Annotated in this window: 12 protein-coding genes, 1 pseudogene and 1 riboswitch; of the genes and pseudogenes, 3 read left to right on the forward strand and 10 right to left on the reverse strand. The window is 41.0% G+C overall.

Annotated features, from left to right (window positions below):
- Nucleotides 1–77 precede the first annotated feature (77 nt).
- The 3 genes and pseudogenes from JCM17102_RS27240 to JCM17102_RS10990 all read left to right on the forward strand — a co-directional run bounded on the left by JCM17102_RS27240 (nucleotide 78) and on the right by JCM17102_RS10990 (nucleotide 3,476).
- A pseudogene (locus tag JCM17102_RS27240) lies at nucleotides 78–1,447 on the forward strand (DUF5690 family protein).
- 39 nt (nucleotides 1,448–1,486) lie between these two features.
- Nucleotides 1,487–2,275: a phosphonoacetaldehyde hydrolase gene (gene phnX / locus JCM17102_RS10985; RefSeq protein WP_025075150.1), complete on the forward strand. Its 789-nt coding sequence runs from the start codon at nucleotides 1,487–1,489 to the stop codon at nucleotides 2,273–2,275.
- A gap of 112 nt (nucleotides 2,276–2,387) precedes the next feature.
- Entirely contained in the window at nucleotides 2,388–3,476 is a 1,089-nt protein-coding gene (locus tag JCM17102_RS10990; protein ID WP_025075151.1) for a 2-aminoethylphosphonate--pyruvate transaminase, read from the forward strand.
- 334 nt (nucleotides 3,477–3,810) lie between these two features.
- Here the strand turns inward: JCM17102_RS10990 and JCM17102_RS10995 are convergent, their stop codons facing one another.
- From JCM17102_RS10995 to JCM17102_RS11035, 10 genes are all read right to left on the reverse strand, one after another.
- The gene (locus JCM17102_RS10995) at nucleotides 3,811–5,205 is read right to left on the reverse strand and encodes an MFS transporter (RefSeq protein ID WP_025075152.1); all 1,395 of its coding nucleotides are present in this window, start codon (nucleotides 5,203–5,205) and stop codon (nucleotides 3,811–3,813) included.
- A gap of 137 nt (nucleotides 5,206–5,342) precedes the next feature.
- A complete protein-coding gene (gene nrdG / locus JCM17102_RS11000; protein ID WP_025075153.1) occupies nucleotides 5,343–5,801 on the reverse strand; it encodes an anaerobic ribonucleoside-triphosphate reductase activating protein in 459 nt (152 codons plus the stop codon).
- The gene (locus JCM17102_RS11005; protein WP_025075154.1) at nucleotides 5,802–8,195 is read right to left on the reverse strand and encodes an anaerobic ribonucleoside triphosphate reductase; all 2,394 of its coding nucleotides are present in this window, start codon (nucleotides 8,193–8,195) and stop codon (nucleotides 5,802–5,804) included.
- A gap of 134 nt (nucleotides 8,196–8,329) precedes the next feature.
- Nucleotides 8,330–8,520: riboswitch (cobalamin riboswitch) on the reverse strand.
- A gap of 395 nt (nucleotides 8,521–8,915) precedes the next feature.
- Nucleotides 8,916–9,902: a DUF4973 domain-containing protein gene (locus JCM17102_RS27245; RefSeq protein WP_275564378.1), complete on the reverse strand. Its 987-nt coding sequence runs from the start codon at nucleotides 9,900–9,902 to the stop codon at nucleotides 8,916–8,918.
- Nucleotides 9,903–9,931: 29 nt separating this feature from the next.
- On the reverse strand, nucleotides 9,932–11,971 hold the full coding sequence (locus JCM17102_RS11015; RefSeq protein WP_025075155.1) for a RagB/SusD family nutrient uptake outer membrane protein: 2,040 nt from the start codon (nucleotides 11,969–11,971) through the stop codon (nucleotides 9,932–9,934).
- 22 nt (nucleotides 11,972–11,993) lie between these two features.
- Nucleotides 11,994–15,122, reverse strand: coding sequence for a SusC/RagA family TonB-linked outer membrane protein (locus JCM17102_RS11020; protein ID WP_025075156.1), 3,129 nt, complete (start codon nucleotides 15,120–15,122; stop codon nucleotides 11,994–11,996).
- A 22-nt stretch (nucleotides 15,123–15,144) separates the two neighbouring features.
- Nucleotides 15,145–15,513 carry an NHL repeat-containing protein gene (locus JCM17102_RS31600; protein WP_275564379.1) on the reverse strand — a complete coding sequence of 123 codons (369 nt, stop codon included), beginning with the start codon at nucleotides 15,511–15,513 and terminating at the stop codon, nucleotides 15,145–15,147.
- Entirely contained in the window at nucleotides 15,510–16,418 is a 909-nt protein-coding gene (locus tag JCM17102_RS31605) for an IPT/TIG domain-containing protein (protein ID WP_275564380.1), read from the reverse strand. The genes JCM17102_RS31600 and JCM17102_RS31605 overlap by 4 nt, the downstream gene beginning before the upstream one ends.
- Nucleotides 16,419–17,308: 890 nt before the next feature.
- Nucleotides 17,309–18,274: a DUF4973 domain-containing protein gene (locus JCM17102_RS23380; protein ID WP_051572886.1), complete on the reverse strand. Its 966-nt coding sequence runs from the start codon at nucleotides 18,272–18,274 to the stop codon at nucleotides 17,309–17,311.
- Between the two features lie 73 nt (nucleotides 18,275–18,347).
- On the reverse strand, nucleotides 18,348–20,387 hold the full coding sequence (locus JCM17102_RS11035; protein ID WP_025075157.1) for a RagB/SusD family nutrient uptake outer membrane protein: 2,040 nt from the start codon (nucleotides 20,385–20,387) through the stop codon (nucleotides 18,348–18,350).
- Nucleotides 20,388–20,395 lie beyond the last annotated feature (8 nt).

Below are 20,395 nucleotides of genomic sequence, written 5' to 3' on the forward strand. Positions count from 1 at the left end.
AATATGATTCATTGAAATTCATTTTTTTACTGCTTACTGCGTTCTATTTTTGCACCGGAAACAAAAAACAATGTGTTATGAATTTCAAAGAGAAACTGTCGTTTACGGCACAAAAGAGACTTTCTGATATACTTTTTATCTTTTATGCAGGAGGAGCGGCACTGCTATCTTACTCATTAGTTTATGCACTTCGTAAACCGTTTACAGCTGCTACATTTGATGGCATGGAACTGTTTGGTATGGATTATAAAATAGCAACCAGTATCATCCAGATATTCGGATATATGGTATCCAAGTTTATCGGAATCAAACTTATTTCTGAACTAAAGAGAGAGGGCCGCCTGAAATTCATTCTTGTATCCATTTTGGTTGCTGAACTCTCTTTAGTTCTTTTTGGATGTTTACCTCAACCATTCAATGTATTGGCGTTATTCTTTAACGGGCTTTCTTTGGGATGTATGTGGGGTGTCATCTTTAGTTTCCTCGAAGGAAGGCGGGGGACCGATCTGTTGGCTTCCCTTTTCGGCTGAGTATTGCGGTCAGTAGCGGTACGGCTAAATCTATCGGACTTTTTGTAGTCAATACCTTGCATGTCAGTGAATTCTGGATGCCAGCTCTGATCGGTGCAGTAGCATTGCCACTGTTGGCAGGATTAGGTTATTTGCTCGATCATCTTCCCAAACCAACTGCCGAAGACAAAGCATTACGAGTGGAGCGGACCACCTTAAATAAACAGCAACGTTGGGAGCTCTTCCGTAGTTTTGCGCCTGTACTGACACTGCTTTTCTTTGCCAACCTTTTCCTGACCGTACTTCAAGATGTAAAAGAAGACTTTCTTGTGAAAATAGTCGATGTGAATGCAGCGGGTTTCTCTTCCTGGATATTTGCCAAGGTAGATGGAATCGTGACTCTTATCATTCTGGTAGTCTTTGCATCGCTGGCATTGATGAAAAGTCATATTAAAGTGCTTTCCACTCTCTTGATATTAGTCATTGTCGGAGCTGTCACGCTTAGTTTCGTAGCTTTCAATTATCACACCTTACAATTATCTCCGCTAGTGTGGTTATTCATCCAAAGCCTTTGTCTCTATTTCTCTTATCTCAGTTTTCAGACTATTTTCTTCGATCGTTTTATCGCCTGTTTCCGTATTAAAGGGAATGTCGGATTTTTCATCGCTATGGTCGATTCCATCGGATATACAGGCACTGTATTGGTATTGTTGTTCAAAGAATGTTTTAACCCCGACCTTAATTGGCTCGAATTCTATAATACCATGGCGGGTACGGTAGGTATTGTCTGTTGTGTTGCCTTTAGTATCTCCCTCATATATTTGATTCAACGTTACAAAAAAGGAAGATATGAAGCAACTGCCATAGCTCCTCTGATCGACGAGAAGGTATGGTTAAAGAACGGTACAGTAAGGAAAGAGGAAGTATTGTCTTACTAATGAAGAATAGAATAATAAACAATTTACATATAAGTAAGAATGAAAAAGATTGAATGTATTATTATGGACTGGGCAGGTACGGCTGTAGATTATGGATGTTTTGCACCCGTTGCTGCTTTCATTGAGGCATTTGCCGGAATAGGACTGTCGATTGATGTTGTACAAACTCGTAGACCGATGGGATTGCCCAAGATTCAGCACATTCGTGAATTACTGTCAATGCCTGAAGTAAATGAACAATTTGTCAATCGTTACAAACGTGCATGGGCAGAAGAGGATGTTGTAGAGCTGAATCGTCTTTTTGAAAAGCACCTGTTTGCTTCGCTTGAGAATTATACTGATCCTATTCCAGGAGTAATTCTTACTTTGAATAAGTTACGTAGCGAAGGTCTTAAAATAGGTTCTACTACCGGATATACCTGCGAGATGATGGATGTAGTACTTTTGGCAGCTCAGGCAAAAGGGTATTATGTAGACTATTGTGCTACTCCCAATCTGCTCCCATCCGGACGTCCTGCTCCTTATATGATTTTTGAGAATATGACAAAGCTTGCTGTATCATGCTTAGATACGATAGTGAAGGTAGGAGATACAATCGCAGATATTAAAGAAGGTGTGAATGCTAAAGTTTGGAGTGTAGGTGTGATTCTTGGTAGCAACGAAATGGGGCTGACTGAGGAGGAAACGAAGGCTTTGTCTGTTACAGAATTGGAAGCGCGTATTGAAGATGTCAAGGAGCGAATGTTTGCTGCCGGAGCTTCCTACGTCATCCGTACAATGGAAGAACTTCCCGCTCTGATTGAGACAATAAATGCAAGGCTTAATTAATCTTTGGCTAATGTGGCATTTGTTTGAAAAATAATTAGTGTATGAGATTTATCTTTCAAAATATAAACTTTCTAACGAACTATATTCATTCACATTTAAACAGAAAACGATTATGAAACCATATTTACTATTAACTCCCGGACCTCTCACTACTTCAGAAACTGTAAAAGAAACCATGATGACCGACTGGTGTACATGGGATGAAGATTATAACCTGGGTATCGTACAAGAATTGCGTAAAGAATTGGTAGGCATTGCCACCAAGAATACTGAAGAATACACTTCTGTCCTTTTGCAGGGAAGCGGTACATATTGTGTGGAAGCAGTATTAGGAACTACTATTACCTCAAAAGATAAACTGTTGATTTGTAGTAACGGAGCCTATGGTGACCGAATGGGAAATATTGCCGAATATTACCATCTGGACTATGATATGCTGGCATTTGAAGAGACTGAATCCATCTCTTTGGGGTATCTAGATGACTATTTGAGTAATAATTCGGATATTACCCACGTAGCATTTGTACATTGTGAAACGACTACCGGTATCTTGAATTCGATTAAAGAGCTGTCACATATCATCAAGATGCATGGCAAGAAGTTAATTGTTGACTGTATGAGTAGTTTTGGAGGTATTCCAATTGATGTAGAAGAATTGAATATCGATTTCTTGATCAGCAGTTCAAACAAATGTATCCAAGGAGTACCGGGATTTGGCTTTATCATAGCCCGCCGTTCGGAACTGATACGTTGTAAAGGCATTGCCCGTTCCCTCTCTTTGGACATTTACGACCAATGGGAAACGATGGAAAAAGGGCATGGGAAATGGCGCTTTACCTCTCCGACTCACGTTGTACGTGCTTTCAAACAGGCATTGACAGAACTGTTCGAAGAGGGTGGAGTAGAGGCACGCTATCAACGTTATTGTGAAAATCATCGTATCTTGGTAGAAGGTATGCGTTCTCTCGGATTCCAAACATTATTGGAAGATAATATTCAGTCTCCTATTATTACTTCTTTCCTTTATCCTCATGAAGATTTCAATTTCAAAGTATTCTATCAGGCGTTAAAAGTGAAAGGATTTGTAATCTATCCGGGAAAAATCTCCAAAGCAGATACTTTCCGTATCGGTAATATTGGCGATGTTCATCCGGATGATTTCCATCGTCTGGTAGAAGCAGTACACGAGACGAAGTATTGATTTGTTAGATAAAAAACTAAGAATGAGGATAATGTAAAGGATAGAGTACGTTGTATTATCCTTATTCTTAGTTTTCTATTTTAGAGTGGAATGATAGAAGATAAATAATCATCATTAAAGTATTCTTTTCAGTCTTTCTAATATTAATAGACGTAATTGTAAGTTTCGGTTCGTTCTACATGTAGGTTCGTTTCATTCCATAATTGTGGAACGAACTGACTTTGGTTACAAATGTCAATAATTTGTGCAGTGAAGAAATAACTGATTAAGTTACTTACTGTCTCGGTCTTACATGGTTGTTATTTCAACTTTATATTGTTGTCTCAGTCTTAAATTATTTGAGAGTAGATGGCTGTGACAATCTTAAGCTACTGACAATTGCTGCAAGAACAGCAAATACACTTCCCACGACCAGACAAACGGAAGTGCTCCGATCTTGAATAACAAAGCTGAATATCAGTGCCACAATCGTAGTTCCGGAAGTCTGCCCCAATAATCGTGCCATCCCCAACATACCACTTGCTCCCCCAGAACGATTGGTTGGTGCAGAAGAGATAATTGTACTATTATTAGGAGTTTGGAACAGACCAAATCCTGCTCCACAAAGCATTAAACGTAAGATAATGCTAATATCGGATGAGGCGGTAGTCAGGCTTGAAAGCGAGAATAGTCCGATAGCAAACAATGCCATACCAATACTTCCAAGTATTCCCGGATGAATACGTTCCACCAAATAACCTGCTAGCGGAGCAGTAACAAGTGTTGCCAAAGGCCATGGAGTAAGTAAAAGCCCCGTCATCACTTCACTATGTCCTAACGTATTTTGTAGGAAAAACGGAAGAGATACCATTGCCGACATTTGAGCGATAAATGAACAAATAGACGTCAGAATAGATAAACGGAAAATGGGTATTTTCAATAAATCCAATGGAAGCAACGGAGTCGTTTGAGTTAATTGCCGACGTACGTAATAATTGCCGACGACTGCCAGCACAATCAATTGAATAAAGAGAAAATCCATCTTCTCATGATGTGCAAAACCATCCAATGTATAAATAAGTAAACCGAAAGTCAATGCATTTGCTACCGCACTGATTGTATCAAACTTCCGTTTTGTCCGTTCTTCCTGACGAGGGAGATATTTGATACCCAAGACTAGTGCGGTAATCCCCAAAGGTACATTAATGGCAAACAGCCAGTGCCAAGAAGCTATCGACAGAATACCACTTGCTACCGAAGGTCCTGCGGCAGCCGATATTGCCACTACCATTGCATTAATCCCCATCCCTTGTCCTATTTTGTTTTTCGGATAGATATAGCGTAACTGTGCAGTATTTACACTAGTAATAGCTGATGCACTGAATCCTTGAAAGATACGGGCAATTGTCAGCGTCCAAAAAGAATCGGACAGTGCACAAATCAGTGAAGTAATGCAAAACAAGCCAATTCCTGAAAGAAAAACTTTTCGGTAACCGATGATTTCTCCAAGCGAGGAAAAAGATAATAGAGAGACGACGATGGCCAACTGATAACCATTAATAATCCATGTCGTCACAGCGGGAGAAGTCCCGAAGTCATGCGAAAGTGTAGGAAGTACGACATTGACTATATTGATATCAAGTACCGACATACAGAGAGCAAAACCGACGGAAACCACTGCCCAGATTCGTCTTGGCATTGGTAATCCGTCGGTTTCGTCTATTGGAGTTGGGTTGATTGTTTGTACCATAAAACTTATTATTCTAACACTAATTGTTGGTGCTATAAAAGTAAACAAAACAACGATACAGCTGTTTCTGTATTCTTTGAAAAATAAGTTTTTTTAGCGCAGAACTTATCCTGCTACTTTTGAGCCCTCATGATAAATTATTTCAATCGCAGTATCCGTTGATTGCTACTTCCTCGAAATTCAAGATAAGGAGAGAAGAGAGACTGATCGAAACGACCATCTACCAACACATCTATATAAGGAAGAACTGCATCCAGTTGAGGCTGTGATTTGATTTCCTCATACGTGTATCCTGTATAACACCATACGTTCATTCCGGTTTCCTCCTTTACTTTTCTCACAAGCTGCAGAAATGCTTCTGGATTGTAGAAAGGATCTCCTCCGGAAAAAGTGACTCCATCCAGCAAAGGATTTTCTTTAATCTCTCGAATGATCTCACCAATACGGTCTTCTGTCAAGAACTCTCCTACCGTTGGATTCCAACTCTCTGGATTGTGACAACCGGGACAGTGGTGAGAGCAACCGGCCAGATAAATAGAGTACCGAATGCCTTCACCATCTACAATTGTTTCTGGGTAAGTACCTAATAAATACATTTAATTATGTTTTACTCGATCCATTTCCTCTGCCCGTTTAGCTGAGTTCCAGGAACTTAAATCTCCAGTCAGATAGCCAGTGATACGTCGCATGCGGAGAATACTTTCACTTTGGCATACAGGGCATTTGTCAAAGATCACACCTTTATATCCACAGTTGTGGCAAGTATCTACCGGATGATTGATAGAACCGTAGCCAACACCTTCGTCGTGCATCACTTTGACGATTTTGACGATAGCGCGAATATTCTTCTGTGCTTCTCCATCCAGTTCTACATAAGTAATATGTCCGCCACGAGTGATAGCATGAAATGGAGCTTCACGTTTTACTTTCTCTACTATGCTAATCGGTTCTTTCACATCCACATGGAAGGAATTGACATAATAGTTACGATCTGTTACACCTTCAATCTTACCGTATTTGCGTCTGTCCATTTTGGTGAAACGTCCCGAAAGACCTTCGGCAGGTGTGGCAAGTACAGAATAGTTGAGGTTATATTTAGCTTTATATTCGTCTGCTACTTTGTTCAATTCCATGATGGCTTCGAATAACGTATCCCATGACTTCTGGCTGTGCCCATGTCCTTTTCCGTAAAGTGCAACCATCGCATTATGCCCACCGATGAAACCAATGCCGAGAGTACCGCTACGAAGAACGTCACCTACTTGTTCGTTAGGATTCAATGTAGCACCACCTTTCCAAACATCGTTACCGATCATAAAAGGGAACTGACGTGCCAAAGCAGTACGTTGATATTGATAACGTTCGTAAAGCTGATCTGCTACCAGCGTAGCCATAGAATGTACAGACTCTATAAAAATATCTTTTGCTTTCTGTTCGATAGCGTCTTTATTGCGCTCGTCGTCTACCAGACTCTCCGCTTTGATACGTGCCTCAATAGCCAGACGAGGCATATTCAGTGTTGTGAACGAAAGATTACCACGCCCCAAAGATGACTTTTCACCAGCTACATTCTCGAATACTCGGGTACGGCAACCCATTGTTGCCAACTCATAGATGTAACGTTTTGGATCTTCTGCTTTCCACTTCTCGTTTTGGTTGAATGGTGTATCCAGAAACATAAAATTTGGAAAAAGGGCCTTTGCGGTAGTTTGACAAGCCTTTAGTAGTAAGTCAAAGTTTGGAGCCTCATAATGTTCCTTCATTGCTTCCTCGAAGTTTTCCGTTTTCATTACCTTTTCAAAGTCCTTTTCCGAATAAGACACACCATCTTTCACTTTAAAAATCTGAATTGGGAATACAGGAACCTCTCCACGTGTTCCGAGTCCTTCGATGGTTGCTTTCAGTAATTCTTCAATTACCATACGACCTTCGGCAGAAGTATCCGTACCGTAGTTGATGGAACTGAACACTACCTGATTACCACCGCGGGAGTGCATCGTATTCAGATTATGGATAAAACCTTCCATTGCCTGGTGGGTATCTTTCTGTGTTTGCTGGTAAGCTTTATCGATAATACGAGCAAGGTGTTCTTTGTCTATATTAATTTGAAGAGCAGCCAGTGAAATACGTAATGTTTCACGCTCCAGTTCGCTTGATTTGATAGAAGGGAGATATTCTTTAATAAGTGTTCGGATCGATTTTTCGTTTACTTGACTTCCATTCTCCATGTTTACATAGAAACTGATGAGTGACGCCAGATGTTTACGAAATGATTTAGCTACCCCTTTTGCCATGAAGAAGTCAAAAGCAGGAATAGCCTGGCCACCATGTTGCTCATTCTGATTGGTCTGGAAAATAATAGTAGCTAATGTGGCATAACTCTGAATGCTTTGCGGTGTACGAATGCTACCGTTTTTGGTGCGAAACCCCCGTTCAAAGAGATCGTCCATATCATATTGGATGCAAGTCGTCGTCTTGGTAGGATAGTAATCAAGATCATGGATATGAATATCTCCCAACTGATGTGCTTCTGCAAAGCATTTGGGTAATAGATACTTATAGGTATAGTCTTTTGTTACTTCCGAAGCAAATGTCATCATCTGTCCGGCAGGAGTATGACTGCTCATATTAGCATTACTCAGATTTACATCGTTCTTGTCGATAGACACGATACCATCCATTACCTGCTTCATCTCAGTTTTCTTGTCCCGTTCCGTATTCCGCCATTCGCGATAGATAATATACTTTTTGGCGACTTCCGGGCGAACCTTCATCAATTCCTTTTCAACCAAGTCCTGAATTTCTTCCACTGTGATGGTAGGAGACACAAACTGACTGATTACATTCATTGTGATGTCAGCAATCAATTGCTGTTCATCCCGAATACCCGTTGCACTGAATGCTTTACTAATTGCATTCTTGATTTTACTAATAGAGAAATCTTCTCTCTTACCATCACGTTTGATGATACAAATTTCCGCGTAGTTCATAACTTTAACTCCCGAAAGTTTTAATTAAACATTGATTTGATTAAAAGTAGAAATGAATCGGAAATTGATAAAAGAATAACTGAGCCATGATTCTATCAGCCATTTTTTCATTCTTCATTTTTTATTTTTCACTCTTCATTTCTAAAGTTCCGGCAGGTCTTCTGACTTATCCCTCCCTCGCAGCGCCTTCCCACATCCATTGACGGATACAGTGACATTTGTGTGCGGATTCTTAGAGAATTACAGCAGCGGGTACTGTCGCTGATTTGCACAGCGTTCCCTCATGACTAAACCTCTTTTTAGTTCCGAAACTGGATACAAAGATAAAGGTTTAAGTGATAGCCCGGATGACTTTTAACATTAAATTTGGGGAAACTTTTCTTTCTTTCTGATACAGAAAGTTTTCCGTTTGGGAAAACTTCTAAAGAATAATTTTTTGGAAAATATCTTATTTCTGATCTTTGTAGGCTTAAAATAGTGGTTTTGAATATAGAACTGTGATACTGAGTGTATTTTCTTAAATATAATCTGATATCTTTTGGGGGTATAAGGATCTTGTTTAAAGCGTACTCTGTTTAATTAATTTTCGAATTTATGTAAACTACATAACGCATAAGAGAACTAGAAAGGGCTGGATTCCTTGTTTGAAATCCAGCCCTTCTTTATGTTAATAAACAGCTACTTTAGCTTACCATTCAATAGCCTGATCCTCGTCCGGAATCAATGGGTTGATCTGGCGTTCATTGTCATGGAGCCTTTTACTTCGTAAGTCATCGGATACTTCTTATTAGAAGTAACATCTGTATATTTATAACTCAACTCTAGTGTAGTAAGATGACGTTCCATATATTTGATGGTTTCGTGTTGAACGACTCTTTTTTCGTACGTACACTCTCCCAACGGTTCAATATTGGTTTTCTTTTCTCCAATTTCATCTGGACTACCATATACTCTCAACTTTCCTTTAATAGTTCCATCCGCGTCCTTTGTGCCTTCTTGGAACTCCACAAACACTTTATATCTGGAACGTTCCTCGTCTTCTTTCCAAGTGGAACCTGCATAGAAGAAAATGGTATTCTCGTTCACTACACGAGCTACACGCGTATCTACCTTTGCTGGATCTGATGACGTTCCCTCGATGTAAATGTTCATCAACGTGGTATTGTAAGTGCCAGAATAGTTATTGAACAGATTCACTCCCAATAGTGCTTTATAACGTCCTTTATACTTGTTTGGCATGTAAGAAGGATCCTCTTCAATGGTCAGTGGTAGTACATATTTGTCATCTAATTCCAACCCGGTGAAGTTGAAATTGATAGGATAAAGTTTTATGCTTTCTCCTGCAGGAATATGGCAAACGTTTGATTCAAAAGAATAATGTTTCTCTGCAAGGGGGACATACCAGATGTCCTGACGATCTGCAGGGAATCTCGCCTGGTTAAGTGTACGGAGTGTATCCTCATCCACACTTATTTTTACGTCGACATCCCGATTGTTAGTTTTCGAACCGCTGACAATGACCGGCAATTGGTATATTCCTGCCCCGTTCGGCTGGTAGCGTACATAAATTTCACTCAGACCGTTGTCTCCTACGGGTGCTTTGAAAGAAATGGTCTGTTGGTAAAGTTCATCTTTCCATTCGTCATTGCAAGCACTGAACATTGCACTGACTCCCAGCATCATTCCTAAAATATATAATTTTCTCATATTGTTTTTTTGCTTTATTAATGATAACACTAATTATAATACTCCCATCCTGGAGCCTGTGACAGATTCTTGTTCCGTTTCAGTTCATCGAAGCTGATAGGCCAGAAGTACTGTTTGCGGGAGAAAGAAGTCTGTAGTTCTGCTACTCTGACTGGCAGATAATACATATCTTTGTAATTCTCGTTCATCAGTGTGTTACAGCCATAGATTTGCTCACCTTCATGCTCTTCCACAATTTTCCAACGACGTAGGTCATAGTAACGTTGAGTTTCTCCAAAGAATTCAACCTGACGTTCATGAACGATTCTTTCAAAGAATTTCGTCGGACTTTCATATACATCATCCTCATAGTCAGGAACTCCGGCACGCATACGGACCGGTTTCACTCCGCGGCGCATTTCTTCCTTGTCACGGAAGATGTCGTAAGTCTTGCTTCCGTCCCATGAAGCTATTGGATAATGCTTTCCCTCGGTAATATTATTCAGTGCTTCTGCATACATCAACAATATGTCAGCGTAACGAAGCGTCGGTTCCACTTTCTTATAGATAGAACCTCCCCATTTGGCACAATCGTTCGGATTTACATATTTCATAACTCCGATACCAGTAATACACCAGTTGTCAGATCCGTTGATACGTCCGTCGGTTGCTCCGCGATAATACCAGATTTGTCTGTTTCGTGAGTCCTTTCCTCCTTCTTCTGTAATACTAAGCGCATTCCATAGAGCTCCGTTAAAAGCTACAGAAGCGTAGAAACGAGGTTCACGATTAGTATATCCCCACCATACGCCATTTTTTACATGGTCGTACTTATGTTCATCCTTGTTTTCATCGTTTGTGTACTTTCCTTTCCACAATTCGTAGCATTTAGAGTCAAATGGATCGCCATTAGCCATGGTATAAGCTTCACTCTGTTTAAGAGTCATTCCATGTGCGTTCCATCCTCCAAAAGTACCGGGCAGTTGATGCTTTACAAGATCTGCGATAGAGTTATCATCTTTTAGGTTATTGCTGTCACCATTGGTTCCCCGGGTAAAGATAAGTTCCGGATTTTCGGCTGCATAGACGTCACCATTAAAAATAGAACGATATGATTCAAATGGATCAATGTTAGCCCAGCCATTCGGAAAGTTCTCGTTGGAATAGATTTCATGATAGGGTGGTTCGATAGTGGTCGGATAAGCTTCGTCCGTACTAACTGGACGTCTTTCGAAAGTATAAAGCTTGTAACGTCCACTTGCTTCCGAGTACTCAATCATGTCTCTGGCGGCAGCAGCAGCTTTTGCCCATTTCTCTTCATCATATTCTTGTGGGATTAACTGTTTGCCATCCATATTAACAAAGTCTGCCATTTCCGTATTGCCGTTTGCCAGCGGGCTAGCAGCATAGAGAAAAACTTTGGCACGTACAGCCAGCGCAGCTCCTTTGGTAGGGCGGGCAATGTTCAGGTTATCGCGTTTCTCAAACAGTTCGGTAGCTGCTATTTCCAGTTCCGAAGTGATGAATTCCACACACTCGTCATAAGTGTTACGTGGATACGCCAACTCGTCATACGATTTTGTATAGTCGGCTCCTTCTGGTGGTAGAAGGGGGACCGGACCGAATTTTCTCAGCAGCATCCAGTAGAAATAGGCACGTAAGAAACGAGCCTGACCTCTTACATCCGTCACTTCCTCTGGAGTGAGATCATCATTCTCATGTAACTCATTCAGCAGAATGGTGGCTTGATGGATTCCTTCAAATGACCAATTCCATGCATATTGGCCACCAACGGAGTTTAGATATTCGCCACGCTTGAATTTGGCAAAACGGTCTCCGCGTTCATTGAACACTTGGTCGTCCGAGAAGTTGAAAGGGACTACGTCACTGTGTCCCACCTCCAGATTGTCTCCTTGCAGGTGGCTGTAGCAGAATGACAGCCATTGGAGTGTATAATCTTTGTCTGAGAAAATGCGTTCTATAGACTGCTGATCTCTAAAATAGCGATCTACATTCAGGTAATCGGAGCAGGAAGAGAGTCCCAAACCGAGCACCGCCGCTCCTAATATAATGTATTTATTTTTTTTCATAACTTTTCTTTTGATGATTGTTTTAGATTCCTACAGTTAGTCCGATGGTAACAGTTTTAGATAACGGATATTGTTGTCCGTTAGAACTACCCAATTCCGGATCCCAAAGCTTAAAGCTGGAGAAGGTCAGCAGGTTCGTTCCCATTAAGTAGAGACGAACACGATCTAAATGGAGTCTATTGACAAACTGTTTTGGAATGGTGTAACCGACTTCCACATTCTTTAAACGGATGTATGAACCGTTTCGTAGCCAATAAGTAGAAGGACGATAGTTATTGCTATTGTTGCCATAGCTCAGACGCGGGTATTTAGCATTCGGATCTTCGTTGGTTCCTAATGACCAGTAGTTACCGACTACATCTGTCAGGATATTACCCCAAGACTTATCTCTGAATGGATAAACTGTGAATCCGTCGATAAAGAAGGAAGATTTGCCAGCTCCCTGAAAGTGAACATTAACGTCAAATCCTTTCCAATCCACAGATATACCAAAACCGTAAACTAAGTTAGGACGAGTAGTTGCACCGATGGGTACTTCGTCATTACTGTCAATTACTCCATCACCGTTGATATCCTTGTACTTGATATCTCCCGGCATAATATCTGAGCCCTGTTTCGGTCTGTTCCGGATTTCTTCATAATCCTTAAACAATCCTTCAGCTATCAGACCACGTGCTTGGTCTACACGAAATCCATACTGCATCTTATATGGGTAACGGCTGTTTTCTTCGTCGTACTCCTTGATTTTGTTCTTACTGTAGGTCATGTTGGCACGTACTGTAAGGCCTACCTCGCCCAGTTTCTGCTTATAAGCGATGTTACCGTCAAACCCTTCGGACAGGACAGAACCCACGTTGGCATAGGGACTCGTTCCGATATGATTCAGACCGATAATATAGGGGAGGAAATTACGTTTCATATAAATACCGTCACGTTGTTCGTGAAAGTAGTCAATGCTACCATTGAACTTGTCGTCGAACAGGGAGAAATCAAGGCCGAGGTCATGTTTCTTGGCAATCTCCCATGTGATGATGTCCGACGTTATTCTCGAATAGGTTAATCCCGGATAATAATAGTTACTGGTACCGATGTCACCATAATAGTATCCGTTCAGGTTACCTATGTTATCCATATCGTCAGTTTTTCCGTTCCATTCTGTGAATTTCGGTACATATGGAAAGCGTATCTGGTTATTGCCATCCATTAGTTTGTCATTACCTACCTCTCCATAAGAATAACGTAACTTGAACATATTCATCCATTTGAAATGCTTTTTGATAATTGGCTCTTCTGCAATGTTCCATGCCAGTGAATAGGCGGGGAAGAATCCAAACTGTTGGCCTGTTGCAAAGTTCTCGGAACCGTTGTAACCGAAATTAAAGTCAAAGAAATAGCGGTACTTCCATCCATAGGTAAAACGTCCTGCAAATCCTTGATGACGGTTCTGAATACTCTGCACAATCTTATCGTAACTGTTGGAGTTGCCATTATGAGACGTATTGGTAGTTTTATCCTGGGAGTATTTTAGTACGGCTCCTGCCATATGGTCACCAAACTGGCGGTTGTAGTGCAACTCTGCCTCTAGATATTCTTTCCGTTGTCCGCTAGAGTACATCGTTCCGCTCATCAATTGTTCTGTTTCTATTCTTCTGAATTGGAGTTCACCGTCGGAGGTACGCTGACGTTCGGCTAACCAGCTTTCCGGCCATTTGAAGCGGTTGTCACCGTTATCTGTATAAGTATCGAATCCGAAACGTCCGTAGAATTTTAATCCCGGAGTGATAAATTTAAAATCTTGTTCAAGATTTGCCGTAGTCTGTATTTTATTCTTCCATGTTTCCTGGTATCCTTGCTGAGTGGTCAGTACCCAAGGATTTCTTTGGCCTCCATTACCGATGGCTGCCCATTTTCCGTCACTGTACTGCACTGGGGAAGCGATGGGGTTGTATCCCATTAGGGAGTTCCAAATTTCACCATACTGGCTTCCAGGTAAGTTCTGTTTGTCCAGAGAACCTGCTACGCCTACTTTTAATAAGGTAGTTTTGGTCAGGTCAATGTCTATATTCATACGGTAGTTCCAACGATGGTAGTTGGCGTTGGTGTTATAGTCTGTCATAGCATGATCTGTCTCGTACATACCGCCTTCATTCACATAACTGGCGGAAAGGAAGTAACGGGCTACCGTACCACCACCAGTCAGGTCTATGTTTGCACGATAAGTGGGAGCACCGTCTTTTAAGATTAAATCCATCCAGTTCACATTCGGGAAAAGATCTTGGTCCAAGCCGTTGTCAAATAGCTTTAAATCGCTTTCGCTATAAGCTGGAGCCTGACTTCTGGTAATCAAAGCTTCATTCATCATACGAGCGTATGTGGGACCATCTACAAATTCCGGAGTTCTGGTACGTGTATTATACGAGGTTTCTACCTTGGCATTGACGCGGGTCTTTCCTTCTTTACCGCGTTTAGTGGTAATCAGGACAACACCATTTGCACCGCGAGAACCGTAAATGGCGGTTGCAGAGGCATCTTTCAAAACAGAGAAGTCTTGGATATCTTCCGCATTGATCTCATTCATATCACGTTCGAAACCATCGACCAGCACCAACGCACCGTTTCCGGCACCGAAAGTGGAGATACCGCGGATCCAGAATTCAGAGAAGTTACTGCCCGGCTGTCCGGAAGTTTGGCGTGCCATAATACCGGCCACGTTACCTACAAGAGCATTCGTAATGCTTGACGTAGGGGTACGTAGCTGAGATACGTCGACTGTGGTAACGGCACCTGTCATAGTTAGCTTTTTCTGGGCACCCGTTCCTGTGATAACGACTTCGTCAATTACCGTTGCTTTGGTTTCTATCATGACGATGTTGACGCTCTTTTTGTCTTTAATAAAGACTTCTTGTTTGTCAAAGCCTACATAGGAAAAAACGAGGTAAGAATAGTTGGGGACTTTGATTTTGTAACGTCCGTCAATGTCGGTTATCGCACCGAATCCCGGTATGTTCTTTGCCGTCACGTTCACACCCACTAAAGGCTCGTTCTTTGCATCTGTGACGATTCCCGTCACTTCAAGTTTCTCTTGCTCGTTTTGAGCGTAGACTGTAGTTGTCCAGCCCACTATCAATAATAATAAGATTATATTTCTCATATTCATTTGTGCTTAAATAGTATTATTCCGTTGTCATATAACGAATCCCTTTGTTATCAATATCTCCGATATAGAATATGTCTTGAGCAGGATCGTAAGCAAGACCGGACGGCTGATTGAAACGTGCTTCGTGTAACGGATTACCGTCTACATATCCCCAGACCTTATTGTCGGCGTTTTCATTACTTCTCCCAGCTACAAGAGAGGCTACTCCATGAGGATCCAGTTTCCAGATGCAGTGATTATCCCTGTCGCAGAAGTAAAAATCGTATTGGTCTTGGTCGGGACCGACTCCTTCTCCATATTCGTCATTTTTAACGAATACACCGAATTGTGGTTTGCTAAATCGGGCACCACCTCCGGTCCCTTCCTTGAAGCCTTTGTCGTTCATGTTTCCGGCAATGATGGTAGGATTACCGAATGTTTTTTCACTGGGTCATAATCGGCTCTGAACACCGCTCCGAATCCGTCAGATAGCATATACATAAATTTATTGGATGGGTGTCTGAATAATATTGTATGTGAACCGTCTACTGACGATATTTGGCTCAAGCTGAAAGTAACTTCCGCATTATTGTCGATATTCGGAATGGCTCCGTTACGTACCATTTTGTAGACCTTACCCTCCCACCAAGTGGTATAAAAGACAGTTCCGTCATCCATATATATCAGGCTGTAAGAGGTCTTGCCATAGTTGTAGGGACGGATTCGACGGAAATTTTCACGACGGAGGGAATAATAGATGTTTGCGCGGGTAGTGTTGTCCTGACCGTGGTCATCGGTAAATAGCAATGTATCTCCGTCAGCACTGAACGTAAAAGAGTACATGGTGCTGTATCCCGTTCTTGGGAAAAGACGTTTCACAGTCCGTTGCGTCAGATTTACCAAATGGATACCGTCATAAAAGTTTGAAGAAAAAAGTAATCGGTCGTCTCCTTCTTTGTATTTGGGATCGAACACCATACAGTCATTGGAAGGAATAGAGGCTCCTTCATCAAACGACCCTTCTTGGAATGCAGAATTGTTATCCTGATCTACCTTACGTAATAAAGTACCTACAATCGTAGCAGGATCGTATTTGAATTCCTGTTCGAATGTATGTTCTGCAATTGTTTTGCCATCCGGTCCATCTATAGAAACATTGATTGTTCCATCAAAAGCCTTGGAAGGAACCATGCAATAAATGCTTTTTCCATCGGTTCCGATAGTTTTGGTTTTTTCTCCACCGACTGTGATATGAATTTTGGTAGGATCATTTCCAAAATTGCTACCCTCAATGTACAGGCGGGTTCGCATACCTCCCTCTTTGGGGCTGAAATCTGTAAACACTACCGGCTGGGAAGGGTCGTACTGGTAGAATCGACCTTATCATCCTTGCAACCGATGAATGATAAACAGCAAATAAGTGCTGTGATTAAATGTTTTTTCATAAATATAATTAGTTAAATAATAAAAAAGAGTTTTTTGAATAAAGAATCGGAATATTTTAAAAAAACTAATATTCCAATTTTATTTTATAGAATTTCTAATGAAAAAATGTTAGACTTGAAAAGCAAATAAGTCTTTTGAATGAAATGAATGACTTTTCTATCTCTCTTCTTTCGGCTTCTAATCATTCAAATAGTTGAAAATGTAAGTATTGATAAAGTGTAACTCTTATATAAGTTGTTCTTATTGTTGTGTGTATAGGTTTCATATTCAAGCTTTGTGTTTAATTAAATTTGTGTGTTTTTTATTAATAATAGGTTAATAGCGGCACAAATATATAATCAAACTCCATAAATACAAAGAAATTATGAACAAAAATACATGTTCTCTTTAAAATAACCTCAGTTCGACGATAATATCTAAAAATATAGTAAGCTGATAAAACTAGGTTTCTTTCAGTATTGATAGGCCGCTTTTGGGAGGAAAGATATAATATGTTGCATTGTCGTTCAAGAGATTCACGACAAAATTGTGAGAGGTACTAAGCTTAGAATGTTTAATCAGCATAATGTTTTTCAACTTTTCGTTGTGGAGATCAATTATAACTCTTTTCCCGTATCTGTAATGGGTTTTACTTATTCCTTTATTAATTATTTTTCTGAATTTGAACATGGGCCCTATTAACTAAAAGGGCCGGATTCCTTGTTTGAGATCCGACCCTTTTTTACGTTAATAAACGGTTACCTTCTACCTTCTTTTTACCATTGAATAGCTTGATCCTCGTCTGGAATCAACGGGTTAATCTGTCGTTCCATTGTCATGGAGCCTCTTACTTCGTAAGTCATCGGATAAGCTGGATTAGAAGTAACATCCGTATACTTATAACTCAGTTGCAGAGTAGTAAGATGGCGTTCCATATATTTGATGGTTTCGTGTTGAACAACTCGTTTCTCATACGTACATTCACCCAACGGTTGAATATTAATATCCGGTTCATGATCGTCACCATACAATCTCACCTTTCCTTTGATAGTACCTTCCTCGTCCTTTGTTCCTTCTTCGAACTCGGCAAAGACTTTATATCTGGAACGGTGCTCGTCTTCCACCCAAGTTGAACCTGCATAGAAGAAAATAGTATTTTCGTCCACCACACGAGCTACACGAGTGTCTACCTTAGCAGGATCCGATGATGTCCCTTGGATGTAGATGTTCATCAGTGTGGTATTGTAAGTACCGGAATAGTCATTAAACAGATTGATTCTCAGCAGTGCTTTATAACGTCCTTTATATTTGTTTGACATATAAGAAGGGTCCTCCTCAATTGTCAGCGGAAGTACGTATTTATCATCCAGTTCCAATCCGTCAAAGTTGAAATTGATAGGATAGAGCTGAATACTTTCTCCTGCAGGGATATGGCAAATGTTTGAATCAAAAGAATAGTGCTGTTCCGCAAGGGGCACATACCAGAGGTCTTGACGGCCTACTGGAAATCTCGCCTCATTAAGCGTTTGGAGCGTATCCTCGTCCACTCTTATTTTCACGTCGATATTCCGGTCGTTTGTTTGCGAACCACTGACAATGACCGGCAACTGGAATGTTCCTGTACCATCCGGCTGGTAGCGTACGTAAATTTCACTCAGGCCGTTATCTCCTACGGGTGCTTTGAAAGAAATGGTCTGTTTGTAAAGCTCATCTTTCCATTCGTCGTTGCAAGCACTGAACATTGCGCAGATCCCAGCATCATTCCTAAAATATATAATTTTCTCATATTGTTTTTTTGCTTTATTAATGATAACACTAATTATAATACTCCCATCCGGGTGCTTGTGATAGATTCTTGTTCCGTTTCAGTTCATCGAAGCTGATAGGCCAGAAGTACTGTTTGCGAGAGAAAGAAGTCTGTAGCTCGGCCACTCTTACCGGCAGATAATACATATCTTTGTAGTCTTCGTTCATCAGTGTGTTACAGCCATAGATTTGTTCACCTTCATGTTCTTCTACAATTTTCCAACGACGCAAGTCATAGTAACGTTGTGTTTCAGCAAAGAATTCGACTTGACGTTCATGAACAAGTTTTTCAAAGAATTTCGTCGGGTTCTCATATACATCGTCACTATAATCAGGAACTCCGGCACGCATACGAACTGGTTTCACTCCGCGGCGCATCTCTTCCTTGTCACGGAAGATATCGTAAGTCTTGCTTCCATCCCATGAAGACATAGAATAGTGTTTTCCTTCGGAAATATTATTCAGTGCTTCTGCATACATCAACAGTATGTCAGCGTAACGGAGCGTCGGTTCCACTTTCTTATAAATAGAACCTCCCCATTTGGCACAATCGTTCGGATTTACATATTTCATAACTCCGATACCAGTAATACACCAGTTATCAGATCCGTTGATACGTCCGTCGGTTGCTCCGCGATAATACCAGATCTGTTTATTTCGTGAATCTTTTCCACCTTCTTCCTTGATACTAAGCGCATTCCACATAGCTCCATTAAAGGCTACAGAAGCGTAGAAACGAGGTTCACGATTAGTATATCCCCACCATACGCCATTTTTTACATGGTCGTATTGATGATCGTTTTTGTTATCATTGTTGGTGAATTTACCTTTCCATTTTGTGTAACTGTTTTTATCAAATGGATCACCATTAGCCATGGCATAAGCTTCACTCTGTTTTAGGGTTATTCCATGTACATTCCATCCTCCAAACGTTCCCGGCAACTGATGTTTTACGAAATCTGCCATGGTGTTATCTGTTGATAAGTCATTGTTGTCACCATTGGTTCCCCGGGTAAAGATAAGTTCTGGATTTTCGGCAGCATAAATGTCACCATTGAAAATAGAACGATATGATTCAAACGGATCGATATTCGCCCAGCCATTCGGGAAGTTCTCGTTGGAATAAATTTCATGATAGGGCGGTTCGATAGTAGTCGGATAAGCCTCGTCTGTACTAATCGGACGTTTTTCAAAAGTATAAAGTTTATAGAGACCGCTCGCTTCCGAGTACTCAATCATGTCTCTGGCGGCAGCAGCAGCTTTTGCCCATTTCTCTTCATCATATTCTTGTGGGATCAACTGTTTACCATCCATATTGACAAAGTCTGCCATCTCTGTATTGCCGTTTGCTAGCGGGCTGGCAGCATAGAGGAATACCTTGGCACGTACAGCCAGTGCAGCTCCTTTCGTCGGACGGGCAATATTCAGGTTGTCGCGCTTCTCGAACAACTCAGTAGCCGCAATTTCCAGTTCAGAGGTAATGAATTCTACGCATTCGTCATAAGTGTTACGTGGATACGCCAACTCGTCATACGATTTTGTATAGTCGGCTCCTTCCGGTGGAAGAATAGGTATCGGACCGAATTTTCTTAGCAGCATCCAGTAGAAATAAGCACGTAAGAAACGAGCCTGACCTCTTACATCCGTTACTTCCTCTGGTGTGAGATCATCATTCTCATGTAACTCATTCAGTAGGATAGAGGCCTGATAGATTCCGTCATATGACCATTTCCATGCGTTTTGGCCACCAATGGAATTCAGGTATTCGCCGCGTTTGAATTTGGCAAAACGATCTCCTCGTTCATTGAATACTTGGTCATCTGAGAAATTGAAAGGACATACGTCACTGTGTCCTACCTCCAGATTATCTCCTTGCAGGCGGCTGTAACAGAATGACAGCCATTGAAGTGTATAATCTTTATCCGAAAAGATGCGTTCTGTAGACTGCTGATCTCTGAAATAGCGATCTACATTCAGGTAATCGGAGCAGGAAGAGAGTCCCAAACCGAGCACCACCGCTCCCAATATAATGTATTTATTTTTTTTCATAACTTTTC

It is taken from the genome of Bacteroides faecichinchillae JCM 17102 (genome assembly GCF_000614145.1).
GTDB classification, from domain to species: domain Bacteria; phylum Bacteroidota; class Bacteroidia; order Bacteroidales; family Bacteroidaceae; genus Bacteroides; species Bacteroides faecichinchillae.